The sequence below is a fragment of the Thermosynechococcus sp. M98_K2018_005 genome (genome assembly GCF_015295825.1).
Lineage (GTDB): Bacteria > Cyanobacteriota > Cyanobacteriia > Thermosynechococcales > Thermosynechococcaceae > Thermosynechococcus.
In genome coordinates this window covers 1-19,592 of the sequence record NZ_DVEH01000043.1, presented here as the reverse complement: position 1 = coordinate 19,592, position 19,592 = coordinate 1, and the positions used below count along the sequence as shown (strand labels likewise).

Below are 19,592 nucleotides of genomic sequence, written 5' to 3'. Positions count from 1 at the left end.
GCATTGAATTCTTGGCCTTAAACTCCTCAATGCTTAACATATCTTTGCAATTAGGACCTGCCTCTCTTTGACGAAAGAACGCTGTTGATTTAGTTAGGTAAAATGCGCATTAAGGTTTGACCATACTCAATTGGTTCAGCATTTTGCACCAGAATTTCCACCACTTGGCCATTCACTTCGGCTTCAATTTCATTCATCAGCTTCATGGCTTCAATGATGCAAACCACTTGGCCTTTTCTGACGGTATCGCCCACTTCGACAAAGGGGGGTTCATCGGGAGCGGGGGCACGATAAAAGGTGCCTACCATTGGCGCCACAATGTCCACGGTTTTACGGTTGGCGGGGGGTGGCGTTGGTTCCGGATCGGGGGTCACGGCTGGAGGGGACACAGGTGTGGGCGTGACGGTTGATGCAGGAGCTGGAGCCACAACCACGGGGGTGCTGCCACTGATCTGCTCACGCTTGCGGAGTTGAAGTTCCAGTTCGCCACTCTTAAGGTTGAGTTCGGTGACGCTGGTTTGATCAAACATTAGTAGCAATTCGCGTACTTGGTTGAGGTCAAGCTCCACACCCATTACTCCTATTCGCGGCCAAGATACGTATCTGAGCGAGTATCAATGCGAATCCGCTCGCCTACGGAGATAAATAACGGTACCATGACTTGGGCACCGGTTTCGACAATAGCGGGTTTCGAGCCACCAGTGGCAGTATCCCCTTTAACCCCCGGATCGGTTTGCACCACTTCTAAAACAACGGAGTTGGGTAGCTCCACCTCAAGGACTTGCTCACCCCATTTGACGATATTGACTTCCATCCCTTCTTTGAGATACTTGGCGCGATCGCCGATTTGTGCGGGCGTGAGGCGAGCCTCCTCATAGCTTTCCATGTCCATAAAGACATAGTCTTCGCCATCTTTGTAGGTATGCTGCATGGTGCGTTTTTCAAGAGTGGCTTGGGGAACGGTCTCGCCGGCGCGGAAGGTGCGCTCAATCACGTTGCCCGTTTGCACATTCTTTAGCTTTGTTCGCACAAAGGCTGAGCCTTTACCGGGTTTGACGTGCAAAAATTCGACGACTCGCCAGACAGCACCATCCAACTCAATACTTACACCGGGGCGAAAATCATTACTGGAAATCATGTCCTACCGTGCAGTTCACCAAGCTATTATTGTATCCTTGAGCGTTGCCGTTCCTAACACTGTTGAGCAGATTTCCCTAGAGCCAGATCCATTGGCACCCCTTGGAATTCCCAAAGGGCGATCGCCCCGCTAAATGCTAAACTGAAGATTAATGTGAAGGATATGCCAAAAACAGTAACCATGGCTGCAACCCTTGAATTGAGTCAAGAAAACGTCGAAAAAGTCCTTGATGAACTCCGCCCTTATTTAATGGCCGATGGCGGTAATGTCGAACTTGTGGAAATTGAAGGGCCTGTGGTACGACTGCGCTTACAGGGTGCCTGTGGTTCTTGCCCTAGTTCGACGATGACGCTGCGCATGGGTATTGAGCGCAAGTTAAAGGAATCCATTCCAGAGATTGCTGAAGTCCAGCAGGTTCTTTAGGCTGCTGGGGAGAGATAAAGAGTGGCGATCGCGATCGAGTTAGCCCCAGATCAGATTGATCGTCTGGACTTATCCCCCCTGCAACATGTCCTTGACCCCCTGATGGCAGAGCAGCGGCTTCTAGATCATCACCAAGCGCTGCGTTTTACGATTAACTATCCCCGCCCAGCGGATGAACCTGATCTAGAACTTTCGGAATTGCCACCCGTGCGCCTTTGGTTCATTCGTGCTGATGTCTGCTACCCATGGCTACCCTATTTACTGGATTGGTCAGCGGGAGAACTAGTGCGTTATGGGGCAATGCTCGTGCCCCACGAATTTCATCCACAGCAGGGCATTATCTTCAACCCCCAAGCCCTTGATATTTTTGTCATGGCCAAGGTGTTTACCCTTTGGCAGTGGCTTCAGGGGCAGGGGTATCCTGCGGCTGAAAAGATTAAGGGAATGGCTGCCATGTTTGGTTATGAGCTGGATAGTGAGCTTTTTGCGCTGCTGCAATAAATAATTAATTATTGGCATGAGTACCACCTTGGGGATTGATTTTGGTACCTCGGGGGCGCGGGCGATCGCCCTCGATCCGGAAGGCAATATTCTCGCCACCGCCCGTCGTCCGTTGCACCAGCCCGATCAACCCCAAGAATGGGCAGCAACGCTGCGGGCGTTGATTTTAGATATTCCAAGTGCTATCCGTCAGCAAATTCAGCGGATTGCCATTGATGCCACCTCTAGCACCGTTTTCCTCTGTGATGCTCAGGGGCAGCCCTGCTCACCCGTTCTCCTCTACAACGACGATCGCGCCCAGGATCATGTTCAAACGCTGCGGCAGATTTTAACCACGGATCACCTTGTCCTGGGTGCCACCAGTAGTCTAGTTAAGCTGTTGTGGCTCCAGACCCACTACCCCACCGTCAACGCTGTTTTGGTACACCAAGCCGATTGGCTGGCCTTTTTGCTCCATGGTCAACTGGGCATTTCCGACTGGCACAATGCCCTGAAGTTGGGCTATGACGCGGCCAAGGAAGCTTACCCCGACTGGTTTAGCCACCCGACGCTTGCCCCCTTGCAGTCTCTGCTCCCTAAGGTCGTTCCCCCCGGTACGGTTCTAGGAAAGGTCACAGCCACCGATTTAGGCTTGTCTCCAACGTGTGAGGTGTGTGCCGGTACCACCGATAGCATTGCCGCCTTCTTGGCTAGTGGCGCCTCTGAGCTGGGTGAAGCGGTGACATCTTTGGGGTCAACCCTTGTGCTGAAGCTCTTGAGTGCCTCTAGGGTAGAGGATTTGACAGCAGGCATCTATAGTCATCGCCTGGGCGATCGCTGGCTGGTGGGGGGCGCCTCCAACTGTGGTGCGGCGATTTTAGCCCAGTTTTTTAGCCAAGAGGAACTAGAGCGCCTCAGTGTCCAAATAGATGTCAGTCAACCCACGGGCTTGGACTACTATCCCCTGCTCAAGCGGGGTGAACGCTTTCCCATCAATGATCCTGACCTCGAGCCTTGCCTAGAACCGCGACCCGCCGACCCTCGCCTCTTTTTACAGGGACTCCTTGAAAGTCTCAGTCGCATTGAAGCCCAAGGCTATGCCCAATTGCAGCGTTTGGGTGCCTCACCCCTGAAACGCATCTGGACGGCTGGGGGGGGTGCCCGTAATCCAGCATGGTTAGCGCTGCGCCAGCGATACCTAGGGGTGCCGGTGGTCATTTCATTCCACACTGAGGCCGCCTATGGAACAGCCCGTCTTGCTCAAGGCTCACTCAACTTGGGTACAACTGCTCCTGAATTTCCAGCTTCAGCCGATTGAGGATATGGCGCTGATCCAGTTGACTGAGGATTTGCTGAACAACAGTTTTGGGTCCTACAGCACCCCAGCCTGCGCCGTTGGCAAAATAGGTTTTGGCTACTTGCCCCATCGTATAGGAGGAAACGCCAGCAATCCCCGCCTGGGTCATGGCGACTGAGAGGTAAGGGCCAAGGGCAATGCCACCGCTCATGGGTGTAGCCAATCCCAACAGGCCCTTGAGGGAACTGAGGCCCAAATTGACGGCAAATTCGCCTAAACTAATGCTGCCCATGGCAAGGGCAATGGTTTGGAGCAGTTCCTTGGCGCCTGCGTCTGTAAGTTCAATATCGTAGAGCCGCGAGAGCAGTTGAATCGTTGTCAAGTCAATGACAGCACTGCTGACCATATCGAGCACAGTGACGGGGTTGAGGGCGATCGCCAGCGCCTTGGTCACTGCCCCCTTCCAAATTAGTTGGTTGGCCTCCTGATCCCGCAGTTTCAGCTTGTAGCGAGTTAACTCTTCACTCACTTTATTGGCAAAGAGCATTGAATTGAGGGCAATCAGGGCTTTGCCTTCGCGCTCTAGCACCTCCAAGATTTTGCGTTTCAGGGGTTCCACTTGGGGGGCACCGACGGTCATTTTCACCTGTACTCGGCCTTGGCGATCGCGGTTCACTTGGGGGACAAGGGGTGCTGCCGCTACCATGACAATTTCTTCGGGAGAGAGGAGTTCTTTGACGCGCTCATCACGGATTTTGCTATAGATAGCCTCGCGATCCGCCTCTGGATACTGATCCACTTTGTTAAAAACCAGAATCATTGGCTTGCCTATCTGCCGCAACTCACTGAGGGCTTGGTATTCAAGACGGGTCAAGTCGCCGGCAATGACGAAGAGAATCAAATCTGCTTGAGCTGCTACCTCTCGTGCCAGTTGCTCCCGTGCGGCGCCATTGACTTCGTCCAACCCCGGTGTATCAATCAGGCGAATGGGATTGCCACGCTGGGCTTCAGAAATTTGCCAAAGGGCACTGGCTTCCTTTTGGGTCACGCCATGAATGGGTCCAGTGGCAAAGTAGGGTTCGCCCAGCAGGGCATTGAGCAGGGAGGATTTCCCCCGCCCCACCATGCCAAAGACGGCAATTTGCACGACACCATAGTGGAGCTTGTCGAGCATTTCTTCGAGGTCAGCGATCGCGCGAGCGAGGGAGACTTTTTCGGTGCCAGTGGCTTTGCACTCGAGCAGTAATTTTTCAAGGGCACTCTTGGCCGCTGCGTAGCTACGGGCGCTTTGGTAGTCCTCAAGGTCATCAATCGTGCCTTGAAGTTCCTTTAGGAGGGAATTCACTGGCGATCGCTCTATCACAGATGCAACACTGACGTTACAAAGATTTGCTTTTTATTCTAAGGTCAAGAACGGGACTGGTGCGATTTGAACGCACGGCCTAGCGCTTAGGAGGCGCTCGCTCTATCCGACTGAGCTACAGCCCCAAAGATACACCTTCTATCCTAGCGAGTTTCTGTTGGAGGCACTGTTGCCCCGAAGGCGTCAATCTCCTGAAACAAGCGCTCTAGGGGAGCATTGGGTTCTAAAAACGAGAAGAGATGCTTGTAGCGCAGCTTGCCTTCCTGATCAATGAGAAACTGCGCCGGTAGCGGTGCCCCCAAGGCTTGACCGGTGCGGTATTTGCGAAAGACTTGGCAACTGGGGTCATAGAGCAGGGGCATCTTTAAGGCCATATCCGCCTTAACCTTCTCACTTTGGTGGGCATCGGTACTGGTGACCACAAGAACCGCCACTCCCTTGCCTTGAAAGGTGTTATAGTTTTCATTCAAGGCCTTGAGATAGGGATAGCACAGTGGGCAGTATTGGTGCTCTGTGAAGATACGGGTAAACACCAACAGGAGCGGCTGCTCTTTCCACACCTTTGAAAGGCGAACAGGCTCACTTAACGCTACGCCGGGTAGCTCCACATCTGGAACCAGCGCACCCCGCTTCAATTGGTTTTGAGGCGGCAGTGGCCACGCATTTTGCCAAAACCGCTCATTAAAGAGGCCACTGAAGTTGGTGGAGGTGAGGAACGGTAATTGAACAGCCATGGCTCCCTCGCTGGTGGCTCAACAATTCCCTAGCGATCGACGGACCCCATAATTACATCGATACTGCCAAGGATAGCAACAATATCCGCCACTTTCATTCCCTTCAGCAACTGGGGCAGCACTTGCAGGTTATTGAAATCCGGTGGACGAATCTTCCAGCGCCAAGGGAAGACATTATCATCCCCAATCAGATAAATGCCTAGTTCTCCTTTCCCCGATTCAACGCGCACATAGTGCTCCCCTTTGGGAATTTTGAAGGTGGGAGCCAGCTTCTTGCCAATGTACTGATAGTCAAAGCCATTCCACTCTGACTTAGCACCCTCGCGCATCCGCTTGGCTTCGAGGTTTTCGTAGGGACCACCGGGCAAACCATCTAAGGCTTGGCGAATGATCTTCACCGATTCGCGCATTTCCTGAATACGAACAATGTAGCGGGCAAGGCAATCACCTTCCGTGGCCACAGGTACCTCCCAGTCGAAGTCGTCATAGCACTCGTAGTGATCCACCTTGCGCAGATCCCACTTCACGCCGGAGGCGCGGAGCATCGGCCCCGATAGCCCCCAGTTGATGGCATCCTCACGGCTAATTTTGCCCACCCCCTGTAAGCGGCGCACAAAGATGGGGTTGTTGGTGATCAGGCGCTCGTATTCATCCACCTTGGGCAGGAAGTAATCGCAAAAGTCGCGGCACTTGGTCACCCAGCCATAGGTGAGGTCGGCGGCCACTCCCCCTATGCGGAAGTAATTGTTGTTAATGAAGCGCATGCCTGTGGCGGCTTCAAAGAGATCGTAGATGTACTCCCGCTCGCGGAAGATGTAGAAAAAGGGCGTCTGGGCACCGACATCCGCCAAGAAGGGGCCTAACCACAGCAGGTGATTGGCAATGCGGTTCAGCTCCAGCATGATCACGCGGATATAGCTGGCACGCTTGGGCACGGGAATACCGGCCAACTTTTCGGGAGCGTTGACAGTAACCGCTTCGTTAAACATCCCGGCGGCGTAGTCCCAACGACTCACGTAGGGGATGAACATAATGTTGGTGCGGTTTTCGGCAATTTTCTCCATGCCGCGATGGAGGTAGCCAATCACCGGCTCGCAGTCAATCACATCTTCGCCATCAAGGGTCACCATTAACCGCAAGACCCCGTGCATTGAGGGATGGTGCGGCCCCATGTTGATGACCATGGGTTCTGTGCGAGTCTCTATCGTGGGCATAGATGGCAGTTCCGCTAGAGGGTTGGACGCTTATCTTATGCTACACAGGTTTTCCCCGCTTGCCAATTCAAATTTGCTTATGGCTTAAATAACGGTGCCATCGGGGATCACGGCATTTTTGATAATCACCACGACACCGCTGCGAATATAAAATCCCTGATCCTCACGGTTGGATTCTTCAACATGGTCTTTGTTGATGATTTTGACATCGTGGCCAATGCAGGCATTTTTATCGACGATTGCCCTGCGAATGACACTGTTGGCACCAATGCCGATGGGGATTTTGTGTTGCAGAGCCAGTTGGTGGCGTTGTGCTGAGTCTTGGTAGTAGTCGGCTCCCATCAAAAGGGAGTGGTCAATGACACATCCCGATTCTATCCGCGATCGCACCCCCAAAACGGAATGGTGGACTTGGCATTCCTTAAGAATGCAGCCCTCGCTAATGATCGACTCTGTGATCGTGCAACTGAGAATCTTACTGGGGGGCAAATAGCGGGGACGGGTGTAGATGGGGGCGTTTTCGTCGTAGAAGCTAAAGGGCGGCTGGGGTTGTTGGGTCAGGGCAAGGTTGGCTTCGTAGAAGGATCCAATCGTGCCAATATCTTCCCAGTAGCCGTTAAAAACGTAGGTTTGGACAAGATGAGAGCGAGCCGCAGCGGGGATAATTTCCTTGCCAAAGTCTGTGGCATTGGCCATCTGTTGCAGTAGATCAATGAGAACTTGCCGCTTAAAGACGTAAATTCCCATCGAGGCAATGTAGGGTTTGCGATGGGCTTCCTCAGCACTGAGGCCATAGCGGGTTGTGTCTACTCGCATATCCCGTAGGGCATCCCCCGTGGGTTTTTCACGGAAGTCAACGACTCGGCCTGTGCCATCTACCTTAATCAAGCCAAAGCCAGAGGCGGACTTCTCATCAACGGGCAACACAGAGAGGGTAATATCGGCACCCGTGTCGCGGTGGCGCTGCACAAAAAGGCGATAGTCCATGCGGTAGAGGTGATCGCCTGAAAGAATCAGGTATTCATCTACGTCCCAATCGGCCAGCAGCCACAGGTATTGCCGCACAGCATCAGCAGTGCCCTGAAACCAGTTGGGATTTTCTGGGGTTTGTTGGGCTGCTAGGACTTCGACAAAGCCACCTGTTAGGCCGGGGAAGGTATAGGTACGGGCAATGTGACGATTGAGGGAGGCCGAGTTGAATTGGGTAAGGACGTAAATGTTATTGATTTCGGAGTTGATGCAATTGCTCACAGGAATATCAATGAGGCGATATTTTCCAGCAAGGGGAACCGCAGGCTTGGCGCGACGCTTGGTCAAGGGATAGAGACGTGTGCCGGCACCGCCCCCAAGGATAATTGCCAGGACTCGTTTCATTGAAAACTCCATCTGAACGGCCACATCAACAGTGTACGCTGTGGCGGCACTTCTCTTTGCGCAGCGGACGCCTTTTGGTAAAGAAGCCGCGCAATGGCATGATAATGATACTTGGTCGTTGATCCCAAGCGGGGAGTGGCAGCATGGGATTTGTGGACATTGCGATCGCGGATTTAGCAGCAGACTACGGCGTGTCGGTCGAAACGGTCTGTGCGTGGTGCGATCGCTTGGGTATTCGCTATACCAGTCCACAAACACGATTGCCCCTTGAAGATGCCAAAGCAATTATTTTGGCCTTGACGACCCCTGCGCCCGCCAACGATCAACCAGACACACCGCAATCGTAAGACCTGCTTATTGGGAGAACTATGTTAAAAAAATGCGTTTGGCTTGCGGTCGCTCTCTGCCTCTGCCTCTGGCAACTCACCACGGGCACAGCACTGGCCGCCGAACTGACCCCTGAAGTCCTGACTGTCCCCCTCAACAGCGAGGGCAAAACGATTACGCTGACGGAAAAACAATACCTAGAGGGTAAGCGCCTCTTCCAGTATGCTTGTGCCTCTTGCCATGTGGGAGGGATTACCAAAACAAACCCCAGCTTGGATTTGCGCACGGAAACCCTCGCCCTAGCCACGCCGCCACGGGATAACATTGAAGGCCTGGTGGACTATATGAAGAACCCCACCACCTACGATGGTGAGCAAGAAATTGCTGAGGTGCACCCCAGTCTGCGCAGTGCCGACATTTTCCCGAAAATGCGCAACCTGACGGAGAAAGATTTGGTGGCGATCGCCGGCCATATTCTCGTCGAACCCAAAATCTTGGGTGATAAATGGGGCGGTGGCAAAGTTTATTACTAATGACTCGTAACAAGGATGTTCCCAACACCCATGTACCAACCTCACTTTTGGCAACGGTCTCTCAGCTGGCTCTGCGGTGGTCTCTTGATTCTGCTGCTAGGCTGGGCGATCGCGCCGGCAACGGCACTGGCAGCCGCCAGGGTAGATAACTATGTGATCCAATACCTCAAGGTAACGGACAGCGTAGAATTGCCCTTCAATGATCGCGGTGAGACCAAAACCTTCACAGCAGCGGATCTGACCCGTGGCAAGCGGCTCTTTGAGGAAAACTGCAAAAACTGTCATGTTGGTGGCAGCACCTTACCCAATCCTTTGGTGTCACTCTCTCTGCAGGATCTCAAGGGGGCAACGCCGCCACGGGATACGATCGCGAGCCTCGTTGCTTTCCAGCGATCGCCGAGATCCTACGATGGCAGCGAAGAGAGTTATTCCTGCCGCCGTGTGAGTGAGGACTGGTTGACCACGGAACAGCTTGAGACCTTAGCTGCTTTTATTTTGCGAGCGGCGGCCGTCGCGCCCGGTTGGGGCGTAGAAAGCTTTCCGGACAGTGCCCCCTAGGTTGGGAACTTTGCTACACTGACCTTTGGTGAACCTTGCACCCCTTGATTTTTGGGGCTTTATCCATACCCTGACGCATTCCATGAAAGGAGAACTCCGTTGAAAAAGCTATTCATTTGTGTTTGGGCGATCGCTCTCTTTGTCAGCCTCACCCCTGCGGCCTTGGCAGCAGATTTAGCCAATGGCGCCAAAGTCTTTAGCGGCAACTGCGCAGCCTGTCACATGGGGGGCGGCAATGTCGTGATGGCCAACAAAACCCTGAAAAAAGAAGCTCTTGAGCAATTTGGCATGTACTCTGAGGATGCCATTATCTACCAAGTGCAGCACGGCAAAAATGCCATGCCCGCTTTTGCGGGTCGTCTCACCGATGAGCAAATTCAAGATGTGGCTGCCTACGTGCTCGATCAAGCTGCCAAGGGTTGGGCACGCTAAAATTGCCACAGTCTGAAAATAACGATTGATGAAGGGTGTAGGCCTAGAGTCTACATCCTTTTTTTGTTCTGTTACTGCCCTCCAAGTCCTGCGAAGATAGATGTTGTGTTCTGCATCCCCTAGGAGATCCTCTCTAGAACCAGTGCAATTCATATAATGATGAAAGACTTGCTCCTACAAAAAGGCGGTACATTTGGGCTATGCCTGCTGCCCCATTGCCAGCAAACGAACCGGAACGGCAACGTGCCCTTGAGCAGTATCGAGTCCTAGATACGCCTCCGGAACCTGTCTTTGATGAAATTACAAATTTAGCGGCGGCCATTTGCGAAACCCCCATTGCCCTAATTAGTCTCATTGATCGCCAGCGGCAATGGTTTAAGTCCAAGGTGGGGCTAGATGCCTGTGAAACCCCACGCAGTATTGCCTTCTGTGCCCATGTGATCCTTCAGCCAGAACTGGTGGTGGTGCCGGATGCGCGGTTGGATCCCCGCTTTGCCGATAATCCCGTTGTTACAGGGCCGCCCTATATCCGCTTCTATGCGGGCATGCCCTTGATTACTCCCGATGGCTATGGCATTGGTACCCTGTGCGTGGTGGACTATCAGCCGCGTGAGCTAAACCCCCTTCAACAGCAAACCCTGCGCACCCTTGCTCGCCAAGTCATTAGTGAACTGGAAATCCGCCATCACTTAGAGGTCACCCAGCAACAATTAGCCCACATCCAGCAGATGAGCAGCCTCCAAGAGGCGGTCTTCAATAGTAGTAATCACGCCATTATTGCCACCCGTACCGATGGCATCATCACGCTGATGAATCGAGCCGCCGAGAAATGGCTGGGATACCCTGCCTCAGAACTGGTGGGTAAAGCAACCCCAGAACGTTTCCATGATCCTCAAGAGGTGGAACGCTATGCCCAGATTCTCAGTGCCCAATTGGAAGAACCCATTCCTGCGGGGTTTGAGACTCTCGTGGCCCGGGCGCGGCGTGGTTTGGCAGATGAACAGGAGTGGACATTTGTACGGCGGGATGGCTCTCGCTTCCCTGTGTCCCTGTCAGTCACCCCGATTCATGATAGCCAAGAGCAACTGATTGGCTTTTTGGAGTTAGCAGTTGATATTACTGATAAGAAGCAAATTGAGGCGGAGCTGCGACTGCGGGAGCGAGCCATTATTGCTAGTACTAACGGCATTGTGATTACCGACTACCGCCAACCCGATAATCCAATTATCTATGTGAACCCCGCCTTTGAGCGGATGACGGGATATCGAGCAACGGAGGTGATCGGCAAAAATTGCCGCTTTTTGCAGGGGCGCGATCGCCATCAACCGGGGGCTGAAGCAATTCGTAATGCAATTAAAAAAGGCCAATCCTGCCGTGTGGTGCTGCGCAACTACCGCAAAAACGGCCAACCTTTTTGGAATGAGCTTGCCATCTCCCCGATTTATAACGAATTTGGCGAAATTACGCACTACATTGGCATTCAAAGTGATGTCAGCGAACGGCAGCGGGCACAACTCTTTTTACAACAGCAGGTAAAACGCACGCTGCTTCTCAACCGCATTACCGAGGAAATTCGCCAGCAAATCGAGCGGGAACACATTTGTCGCACAGCTGTCCAGCAGGTGGGGACAACCCTGAATGTCAGTCGTTGCCTCCTATTTGTGTATCAAGAGAATGCCCCCTCACCGATGGAACTGGTGGCGGAGTATTGTGCGCCGGGGGTGCCCTCCGTCAATGAGTGTGATCTTGATTTGGCACAGATACGCGGTTCATTTTTGGAGTCGGTCTTTGCCTCTGATGAAGTCTTTAGCTGCGATGATGTCACTACCGACAATCGCCTGATTGCCCTTCATCAGTACTGCGAAGCCCTGAGTGTGAAATCTGCGGTGATTGTGCGCACGGCCTATCGCAATCAAGCCAATGGTTTACTCATTTTGCACCAGTGCGATCGCCAGCGGCGGTGGACGGAGGCCATTAAAAGTTTGCTTAAGAGTGTGGCGGCACAGGTGGGGATTGGCCTCGCCCAAGTACAACTCCTTGAACAGGAAACCCGCCAACGTCAGCAACTGCAACAGCAAATGCAGCGGGCATTACTCCTGAATCAAATTACTGAACAGATTCGCCAGAGCCTCGATACGGAGACAGTTTTTGAAACAACTGTCACTCAAATTGGTCGTGCCTTTGGGGTTAGTCGCTGTTTAATTCACCGCTACGAGCCGGGGCCCCCACCACGTATTCCTGATGTGGCCGAATATCTGCAACCGGGCTACGCATCTATGAAGGGGGTTAATGTGCTCGTGGAGAATAACCCCCACACCTTGAAGGTCTTAGAAAAGGTCTTAGAAAGTGATGCCGCCGTTGTTTCCCATGATGTGACCCAAGATCCCCTCTTTGCCAATACAGAGAAACTATGCTGCCAGTTTGAAATCAAGTCAATGCTGGCCATTCGTACGTCCTATAAAGGAGTGCCCAACGGTGTTATTAGCCTGCACCAGTGCGATCGCCAGCGACAGTGGACCCCTGAGGAAATCGAACTTCTAGAGGCGGTGGCAGCTCAAGTGGGGATTGCGATCGCCCAAGCGGAACTCCTGCGCCATGAACAGCAGCAGCGACAATTGTTGGCTCAGCAAAACCAAGAACTCGAGCAAGCCCGCCTGCAAGCAGAACTGGCCAACCGTGCCAAGAGTGAATTTTTGGCCACCATGAGCCATGAAATCCGCACCCCCATGAATGCTGTTTTGGGCTTTACGAATTTGCTCTTGGATACGCCCCTCAATGAGCAGCAACGGGATTTTTTGCAAACTCTACACCAAGCCGGTGAGACACTCCTAGCAATTATTAACGACATTCTTGACTTCTCGAAAATTGAATCGGGCAAGTTGGTACTGGAGCAGCAGCCCTTTGATGTGCGTGAGTGCGTGGAGGATGTCCTGAGCCTATTGGCCAGCAAAGCTGAGGAGAAGGAGTTAGAGTTAGTTTACACTTGTACCCCCGAAACCCCTGCCCAAGTTAAAGGGGACGTGACACGGCTACGGCAGATTCTCGTTAACTTAGTGGGCAATGGGATTAAGTTTACCCCCGAAGGCCAAGTCGTCGTCCATGTGAGCGTGGTCAAGCACAAGGGCAAGAATTTTCTCCAATTTCAAGTCCAGGATACGGGCATTGGCATTCCCAGCGATCGCTTGGATCGGCTCTTCAAGCCCTTTAGCCAAGTGGATGCCTCCACGACGCGCGAGTATGGCGGTACAGGCCTAGGGCTAGTCATTAGCAAACGCCTCTGTGAGTTAATGGGCGGTGATATGTTTGTTGAGAGTGTTGAGGGTCAGGGCACAACATTTACCTTTACGATCCTCGTCAAAGAGCAAAAACCCTATGTACCACCAGCAGTTCACCCTGCTCTAGAAAGCAAGCGTGTCCTTGTTGTTGATGACAATGCCGCTAGCCGTGAGAATCTCTGTACATTACTGCAAAACTGGGGCATGGTGCCTATTGGGTATGGCGATCCCCAACTGGTTCTGGAGGCTCCTCCCCAGTGGGATTTGGCAGTAATTGATTTGAATATGCCCCAGATGACCGGGCTTCAGTTATCAGAGCGGTTGCAATCAGAGCCGCACTTCAGGCAACAGCCGATTATCCTGCTCACGCCCCTGAGTTGGCTGGAAACTGCTAACCGCAAGGAATTGATCACGGCTCACGTCCCCAAACCCATTCGCCCCCTGACCCTACGCCAAACCCTAATTAAGACCCTCAGCAGTGAATCCGCAACTCAGCCTGCCCTGACAAAAACAAGCATTGATCCCAGCTTGGGCAGTCGCTTTCCGCTGCGCATCCTCCTTGCTGAGGACAATGCTGTTAACCAAAAGGTGGCACTGCATATTCTCAAGCGGATGGGCTACCGTGCCGATGTGGCGGCCAATGGCCTCGAGGTGCTTGAAGCACTGCAACAGCGCCCCTACGATGTTGTGCTGATGGATGTGCAAATGCCAAAGATGGATGGCCTCGAGACCACCGAACGCATCTGTGCCCAATGGCCCCCCAGTCAACGCCCTTGGATTATTGCCATGACAGCAAATGCCCTAGCCGGCGATCGCGAACGCTGCTTTGCAGCGGGTATGGATGACTACATCAGTAAACCGATTAAAATGGAAGCCCTTGCCGCTGCCCTCAACCGCTGTCGCTGCCTCAGTCCCAAGACGACCTACCCGCAACTGTGTGAGCAGATCAGTTTTGAGGGTGATCAGAATACAGCAGAGTCTATGACCTAGAGATATTTGGCCAAGAGCAGATGAAGTTTCTCCTTGGTGGCTGCGGGTACTTTGTCAAGGGGAGTGAGAATAGCATTCTTTAAGGCACGGTGGGCTTTAGAGGCTGGTGGATGCTCATGGAGGCGTTTGACGGTTTCGCAGATAATTGCTTGGGCATTTTTGACATTGCGCTGCAAGTTGCCGATAATCATCTCCACTGTGACTGAGTCATGCTCTGGGTGCCAGCAGTCGTAGTCCGTGACGAGTGCCAGCGTTGCATAGGCAATCTCCGCTTCACGAGCGAGTTTGGCCTCCGGTAGATTCGTCATGCCAATCACGGTGCCGCCCCACGAGCGGTACAGGTTAGACTCTGCTAGCGTCGAGAAAGCAGGGCCTTCCATACACACATAGGTACCTTGGCGGTGAAGGGTGACATCGGGCAGGTTGAGATCGGCGATCGCATCTGCGAGAACACCAGCAAGGGCAGGACACACCGGATCGGCAAAGCCAATGTGCGCCACAATGCCATCACCAAAGAATGTGGAAATGCGGTTACGGGTACGGTCAATAAACTGATCGGGCACCACCATATCAAGGGGTTTCACCTGTTCCTGTAGGGAACCCACCGCAGACGCAGAAAGCAGGTACTCGACTCCAAGGGATTTGAAGCCATAGATGTTGGCACGAAAGGGAATCTCCGTCGGCAGTAGATGGTGATTGCGGCCATGGCGTGCCAAAAAGACGACAGGAACCCCAGCAATCTTGCCGCAAATAAAGGCATCGGAAGGATCACCAAAGGGCGTAGTCAGACGTACCTCTTCGACATCGGTGAGGGCATCCATCTTGTAGAGACCACTACCGCCAATAATGCCAATTTTTGCAGTCATGGAGATTCCTAAAACACCAATCGGCAATAGCTTAGCATTAGTTGGCCGGCTTTAGATGCCACTGAGGGGGTTGAACTGGTAGTTGGAGCCTTTAGGGCCATTGGGTCCCGGTGCCGCTTGAACCAGAGGAACTCGATCAAAAGTACCACTGGCAGTTTGCCCCTGAATTTGCACCCCTTGGCGGAGCAGTTGTTGGGTGCTGGCGCGATCGCCCCCTTGAACCATCGCTTGGGCAAGAGCCTGAGTCGCATCGTAGGCCGTAGTGGTGCGCCAACTAATCTGCCCCCGCCACGCTTGTGCCGCCTGCTGAGCAAAGGGATCACTGGGGTTGGTACTCCAAGGCACCGCCAGAATCATACCATTAATGGCACTATCCCCCTTGATCAATAAATCGGGGCCGTAGAGTTGATCACTACCAAACAATGGCACGGGGGTAGTTTGGGTTTGATTGGCAATGGCAAGGGCAACGGCATCATTCACCCGTGCGCGACTCATGGCCAAAATGACCACATTGGCTCCCGCTTGCTGTGCTGTGGTCATTGCTGTATTGGCATTAAAGCCGGCAGCAGCCACATCAATCTGTTGCACCACTCGAGTACCAAAGCGAGGCAGGGCAGCAACCAATTTAGTTTTCAGTTCATCACTGTAGGGGCTATCGCTGTTGTAGAGAACAGCCACTTTGGCATTAGGGACTTTTTTCGCTGCGGCTTGGGCAAGGGTATTGGCGGCATTATCAAGGTAGGTATTGAGGAGTTGCTGCCCCTTTTCATTCAGGGATAGCGTCTGGACCTGTACTGTACCGTTGCCTTGGGGGGTGACATTCGTGGTTAAGGGAGAAAGAGCGGCAATCCCCGCTTGCTCATAAACTTGTAGAGCGGCACGACTATTGGCATCGGTGCCATGACCTAGTACCCCTTGGATTGAACTGTTGATCAAATCTTCGGCCAAACTGGTCACGCCATTGGGGCTGTTTTCATTGACAATAGCGACTTCAAGGGCACGACTGGGGCCACTGGCATTAAAGCGCTCTTGGTACTGAGCTACCCCCCGCAGAATTTCCTTGGCGGTATCGGGACTGGTGCCGATGGGAACAACGGTGGCCATTGTCATGGGGTTGCCGGCTTGACGGGCACGGGCATTGTTGAGATAAATGCGTGCCTCTGGATCATTGGGATCGAGGGTGACCAGTTCTTGATACTTGGCGATCGCCTGTGCCCAATCTCCCTGATCAAAGGCAAGGGCGGCTTCCTGCTTGAGGGCTGCTCGCTGGGGATTCGGCTCACTGATCAGGATGCGCTCCCCTTGGCTAATGTGTGCTGTGTTGCGGGCGGTGGTTTTGCTCACCAGTTGGTTGTTACTGGTTGTCGCTTCCGTCAGGGGTGAAGTATTGCCGCCACGGCTGGCAATAAAAATTCGATAGCCGAGGAAACCAATACCACCCGCGAGTAATAGAACCACCCCAAGGGCAGCAGCAACTAGCGGTAGTTTCGACTTTCCAGCGCCAGTAGCACTGTTACCACTGGCAGGATTCATGGCCTCACGGGGTAGGCCACACACATCACAGTCAGGACCAAAGTTTTCATAGGGGGAGTGGGCACCACTGGCATTGGGGTAGGATTTACCATTTTTAGGTATGCCATCGCACTTCCAAGAAGCGGGAGATGGTGCCATGATGTCCCCCTTTCAGTGAACTTGAGTCAGTGTGCTGTCTTAGGCACGGGCAAGAACAGGATTTTCATCCTCGGTGTCTTCGGTGTCGGTCTCTTCTTCGAGGACAATCGTCATGAAGCGGAGAATGTTTTCGTTGAGACGCATGGCGCGCTCAAGGGGGGCGATCGCCGTCCCAGCAACAGTATAGGTCATCAGGATATAGTAGCCCTCCCGCAGTTTCTTGATCGGGTAGGCAAACCGACGCTTACCGCGATTTTGTACCTTAAGCTTTGTCGCACCCTGTTCTTCTAAAAGAGTGCGAAATTGGCTAATGGTTTGTTCCAGTTGTTCTTCGCCCACATCAGGACGAATAATGTAAAGCGTTTCGTAGTTCCGTGTCATCATTGAGGTCAACTCCTTTTGGACAAATGGCCTTTTGACGGATGCAAAAAGCAAGGCTTTATAATTCTAGCACCGCAGTTTGCCATTCTTGGCAAGGAGGATTAATTTAATGCAAAGATAGCTGTACAATGCTGAGCATTGGTTATCAATAGTGTACACTGCCGAGATATGTCACGCCGAAAGAAGCCAGTGCGTATTTCAAGGTCAGCCTGCACACCTTGCGGCGGTGGCAAAAGCGAGGACTCATCAAAGCCATCCGCACCCCCTCTGGTACAGAGCGGCGTTACGACCTCGACTCTTGGACAGGGGCAACAGCAAAAACAAACAATCAAGCCGTTGTGCTCTATACCAGAGTTAGCAGTCCCGCCCAACAACCCGACCTCAATCGCCAAGTTGCCAAACTGGTTGAACTCTATCCTAGACCCGAAGTGGTGGCAGAGATTGGCAGTGGTCTCAACTTCAAGCGTCAATAGTTCCTTTCCTTATTGGAATGAGTGGGTCGAGGCGATGTCACAACAATTGTGGTCGCTCATCAAGACCGACTCTACCGATTTGGATTCGACCTTGTGCAGTGGTATTGTCAACGACACGGGTGTCAAATCGTGGTTCTCGATGATCAGGAGCTGTCTCCCCAACAAGAATTGGTTGAGGATATTCTCGCCATCCTCCACTGCTTCAGCAGCAGACTCTACGGACTGCGCAAGTACAAAACTGCAATCCAGAAAGATCAGGATTTATCCGCAGCCTGAATTGGCAAAACTATGGAAGCAGTGGCAGGTAGCATCCCGATACTGCTACAACCAAGGGATTGCCTATATGCGGCAACACGGGTTGGTCAGGAATAAATACAAACTCCGCGACCAAATCATGAATTCTGAGTTGCTGCAATGGGTCAAAGATAGCCCCTGCCACATTCGGCAAAATGCGATCTTTGAGGCGTGGTTAGCCTTTAAGGCCAGCCCAAATGCAAGGTTTCGTAGCATACGGGATAAAACGCATACGTTGCAGTTCAACCAGGGAAACTATCGCAGTGGCACGGGGTATCCACGGTTAACCAAGGGATTGAGCTTTGTTGCCAGCGAGCCAGTCCCCCGTGAGTGCAACTATGGCACCGAATTCGTGCGGATTAAAGACCGCTGGTATGCGACTTTTCCTGAACCTGTTGTTGTTGAGATCACGCCAGCAACGGGAGTCATTGCCCTCGACTCCGGTGTGAGAACGTTCTTAACGGGAGGGGATGCGTTTGTAGAAATTGGCAAAGGCGACTTTGGACGCACTGCTCGCCTCTACTTGGATAGCTGGGTCTCGCGGATGACCAAGGTGAATGCCAAGCGGCGGCCACGGATGCGGATGGCCAGAGTGCGAGAACGGATTCAGAACTTGATTGATGAGTGCCACAAGCAGGTGGCTCACGGGTTGACGACCAACTACCGTTTGCTTTTTCTGCCGACATGGTGGCCAAGGCGGGTCGGAAATTCGGTCATGCCACCACAGGATGCCACGTGATTGGCAAGGCATCTTGGGAACTTTTCTCAAGGCTGTGCGGGATACCGCCTTCCTACTCAGTAATGCGTGGGATACTATCGCTTCAGTGTTGAGTAGTAGCGCTCAGCAGTGTTCAGCGTAAATGGATCAGAAAAGGGGACTAATTCACTATGGTGGAACGGTTTGTGCGGGTGCAGACCACGGGGGGACAGATTCATTACGGCACACTGCAACTCAATCGTGAAGTGATGATCTGGGATGCGGCACCGTGGCTCCACGGCCAACCCACGAACCACGTCCTCAGTCCCGATAGCTACCAACTCTTGGCTCCCTGCTCCCCCTCAAAAATTGTTGCTGTCGGACGCAACTATGTGAAGCACGCTGCGGAAATGGGCGATAGTGTGCCCCCTGAGCCATTGATTTTTCTAAAACCGCCGACAACGGTTCAAGCCCCCGGCTGTCCCATTTGGTATCCACCCCAAGTAAAGCGGGTGGACTACGAGGGGGAATTGGCGGTGGTCATTGGTCGTCGTACCCGTGCCTGCCCTGAAAATGAAGCTCTTGAGCATATTTGGGGCTACACCATCGCTAACGATGTCACCGCTCGAGATCTTCAGCAGCGGGAGCAGCAATGGACGCGGGCTAAGGGTTTTGACACATTTTGCCCCCTAGGTCCTTGGATTGTGCGAGAGGTTCCCAGTGATGCGCGGTTGCAAACATTTATTAATGAGGCTGCACAACCCGTCCAGTCAGCAACGATTGATCAAATGGTTTTCTCACCCGCAAAGTTGGTGAGTTTCATTAGCTATGTGATGACACTGCTGCCGGGGGATGTGGTGTTAACGGGGACACCCGCAGGAATTGGTGCACTACAGGTGGGCGATCGCGTGCGCGTCGAAATTGAAGGCATTGGCAGCCTCCTGTCGGTAGTCACAACACCTGAAACCCCTTGGACACCCCCCTTAGGTCGCGCCTATTAGGAATATCCCTCTTTATCGAATTCAATTTGAAGATAGCCTGAATAAAGGCTGTGTAATGAACAACCAGCCCG

Annotated in this window: 20 protein-coding genes, 1 tRNA gene and 1 pseudogene; 12 read left to right on the top strand and 10 right to left on the bottom strand. The window is 52.9% G+C overall.

Annotation, left to right across the window (positions count from 1 at the left end; translation table 11 throughout):
• Positions 1-89 precede the first annotated feature (89 nt).
• Entirely contained in the window at positions 90-569 is a 480-nt protein-coding gene (gene accB, locus IGQ15_RS05745) for an acetyl-CoA carboxylase biotin carboxyl carrier protein (RefSeq protein ID WP_297049671.1), read from the bottom strand.
• 11 nt (positions 570-580) lie between these two features.
• Positions 581-1,138, bottom strand: coding sequence for an elongation factor P (gene efp, locus IGQ15_RS05740; RefSeq protein WP_297049585.1), 558 nt, complete (start codon positions 1,136-1,138; stop codon positions 581-583).
• On the opposite strand from efp, the gene IGQ15_RS05735 reads away from it, so the two are divergent.
• From IGQ15_RS05735 to IGQ15_RS05720, 4 genes are read left to right on the top strand one after another with little or no spacing between them, the layout of a single operon-like run.
• The gene (locus IGQ15_RS05735; protein WP_297049582.1) at positions 1,137-1,271 is read left to right on the top strand and encodes a hypothetical protein; all 135 of its coding nucleotides are present in this window, start codon (positions 1,137-1,139) and stop codon (positions 1,269-1,271) included. The genes efp and IGQ15_RS05735 overlap by 2 nt on opposite strands.
• A 47-nt stretch (positions 1,272-1,318) precedes the next feature.
• Positions 1,319-1,561, top strand: a complete 243-nt coding sequence (locus IGQ15_RS05730; protein ID WP_297049579.1) for a NifU family protein — start codon at positions 1,319-1,321, stop codon at positions 1,559-1,561.
• 21 nt (positions 1,562-1,582) lie between these two features.
• Positions 1,583-2,062: a CRR6 family NdhI maturation factor gene (locus tag IGQ15_RS05725; RefSeq protein WP_297049575.1), complete on the top strand. Its 480-nt coding sequence runs from the start codon at positions 1,583-1,585 to the stop codon at positions 2,060-2,062.
• 16 nt (positions 2,063-2,078) lie between these two features.
• Positions 2,079-3,359, top strand: a complete 1,281-nt coding sequence (locus IGQ15_RS05720; RefSeq protein WP_297049572.1) for an FGGY-family carbohydrate kinase — start codon at positions 2,079-2,081, stop codon at positions 3,357-3,359.
• Here IGQ15_RS05720 and IGQ15_RS05715 read toward each other — a convergent pair.
• From IGQ15_RS05715 to IGQ15_RS05695, 5 genes are all read right to left on the bottom strand, one after another.
• Positions 3,313-4,683, bottom strand: a complete 1,371-nt coding sequence (locus IGQ15_RS05715) for a GTP-binding protein (RefSeq protein ID WP_297049569.1) — start codon at positions 4,681-4,683, stop codon at positions 3,313-3,315. The genes IGQ15_RS05720 and IGQ15_RS05715 overlap by 47 nt on opposite strands.
• A 69-nt stretch (positions 4,684-4,752) precedes the next feature.
• A tRNA-Arg gene (locus IGQ15_RS05710) sits at positions 4,753-4,826 on the bottom strand.
• 18 nt (positions 4,827-4,844) lie between these two features.
• Entirely contained in the window at positions 4,845-5,435 is a 591-nt protein-coding gene (locus tag IGQ15_RS05705) for a peroxiredoxin-like family protein (protein WP_297049566.1), read from the bottom strand.
• A 29-nt stretch (positions 5,436-5,464) separates the two neighbouring features.
• Positions 5,465-6,649, bottom strand: a complete 1,185-nt coding sequence (locus tag IGQ15_RS05700) for an NAD(P)H-quinone oxidoreductase subunit H (RefSeq protein ID WP_297049562.1) — start codon at positions 6,647-6,649, stop codon at positions 5,465-5,467.
• 84 nt (positions 6,650-6,733) lie between these two features.
• A complete protein-coding gene (locus tag IGQ15_RS05695) occupies positions 6,734-8,023 on the bottom strand; it encodes a glucose-1-phosphate adenylyltransferase (RefSeq protein WP_297049558.1) in 1,290 nt (429 codons plus the stop codon).
• 143 nt (positions 8,024-8,166) lie between these two features.
• On the opposite strand from IGQ15_RS05695, the gene IGQ15_RS05690 reads away from it, so the two are divergent.
• From IGQ15_RS05690 to IGQ15_RS05670, 5 genes are all read left to right on the top strand, one after another.
• Positions 8,167-8,370, top strand: coding sequence for a hypothetical protein (locus IGQ15_RS05690; RefSeq protein WP_024124421.1), 204 nt, complete (start codon positions 8,167-8,169; stop codon positions 8,368-8,370).
• 21 nt (positions 8,371-8,391) lie between these two features.
• Positions 8,392-8,883, top strand: a complete 492-nt coding sequence (gene psbV, locus IGQ15_RS05685) for a photosystem II cytochrome c-550 (protein ID WP_024124422.1) — start codon at positions 8,392-8,394, stop codon at positions 8,881-8,883.
• Between the two features lie 30 nt (positions 8,884-8,913).
• Positions 8,914-9,441 carry a photosystem II cytochrome PsbV2 gene (gene psbV2 / locus IGQ15_RS05680; protein ID WP_297049555.1) on the top strand — a complete coding sequence of 176 codons (528 nt, stop codon included), beginning with the start codon at positions 8,914-8,916 and terminating at the stop codon, positions 9,439-9,441.
• 99 nt (positions 9,442-9,540) lie between these two features.
• The gene (gene petJ / locus IGQ15_RS05675; protein ID WP_297049551.1) at positions 9,541-9,873 is read left to right on the top strand and encodes a cytochrome c6 PetJ; all 333 of its coding nucleotides are present in this window, start codon (positions 9,541-9,543) and stop codon (positions 9,871-9,873) included.
• 200 nt (positions 9,874-10,073) lie between these two features.
• On the top strand, positions 10,074-14,138 hold the full coding sequence (locus IGQ15_RS05670) for a GAF domain-containing protein (RefSeq protein WP_297049549.1): 4,065 nt from the start codon (positions 10,074-10,076) through the stop codon (positions 14,136-14,138).
• On the opposite strand, the gene IGQ15_RS05665 is transcribed toward IGQ15_RS05670, so the two are convergent.
• From IGQ15_RS05665 to rpsF, 3 genes are read right to left on the bottom strand one after another with little or no spacing between them, the layout of a single operon-like run.
• Entirely contained in the window at positions 14,135-15,004 is an 870-nt protein-coding gene (locus tag IGQ15_RS05665) for an S-methyl-5'-thioadenosine phosphorylase (protein ID WP_297049546.1), read from the bottom strand. The two genes, IGQ15_RS05670 and IGQ15_RS05665, sit on opposite strands and share 4 nt — an antisense overlap.
• Before the next feature lie 51 nt (positions 15,005-15,055).
• Positions 15,056-16,675: an ABC transporter substrate-binding protein gene (locus IGQ15_RS05660; RefSeq protein WP_297049543.1), complete on the bottom strand. Its 1,620-nt coding sequence runs from the start codon at positions 16,673-16,675 to the stop codon at positions 15,056-15,058.
• Positions 16,676-16,714: 39 nt separating this feature from the next.
• Entirely contained in the window at positions 16,715-17,059 is a 345-nt protein-coding gene (gene rpsF, locus IGQ15_RS05655) for a 30S ribosomal protein S6 (RefSeq protein WP_363315798.1), read from the bottom strand.
• Between the two features lie 155 nt (positions 17,060-17,214).
• On the opposite strand from rpsF, the pseudogene IGQ15_RS05650 reads away from it, so the two are divergent.
• The 3 genes and pseudogenes from IGQ15_RS05650 to IGQ15_RS05640 all read left to right on the top strand — a co-directional run bounded on the left by IGQ15_RS05650 (position 17,215) and on the right by IGQ15_RS05640 (position 19,521).
• Positions 17,215-17,805 (top strand): annotated as a pseudogene (locus IGQ15_RS05650) (IS607 family transposase).
• A 118-nt stretch (positions 17,806-17,923) separates the two neighbouring features.
• The gene (locus IGQ15_RS05645; RefSeq protein ID WP_297049537.1) at positions 17,924-18,562 is read left to right on the top strand and encodes a hypothetical protein; all 639 of its coding nucleotides are present in this window, start codon (positions 17,924-17,926) and stop codon (positions 18,560-18,562) included.
• A 149-nt stretch (positions 18,563-18,711) separates the two neighbouring features.
• Positions 18,712-19,521, top strand: coding sequence for a fumarylacetoacetate hydrolase family protein (locus IGQ15_RS05640; protein ID WP_297049535.1), 810 nt, complete (start codon positions 18,712-18,714; stop codon positions 19,519-19,521).
• The last annotated feature ends 71 nt before the right edge of the window (positions 19,522-19,592 follow it).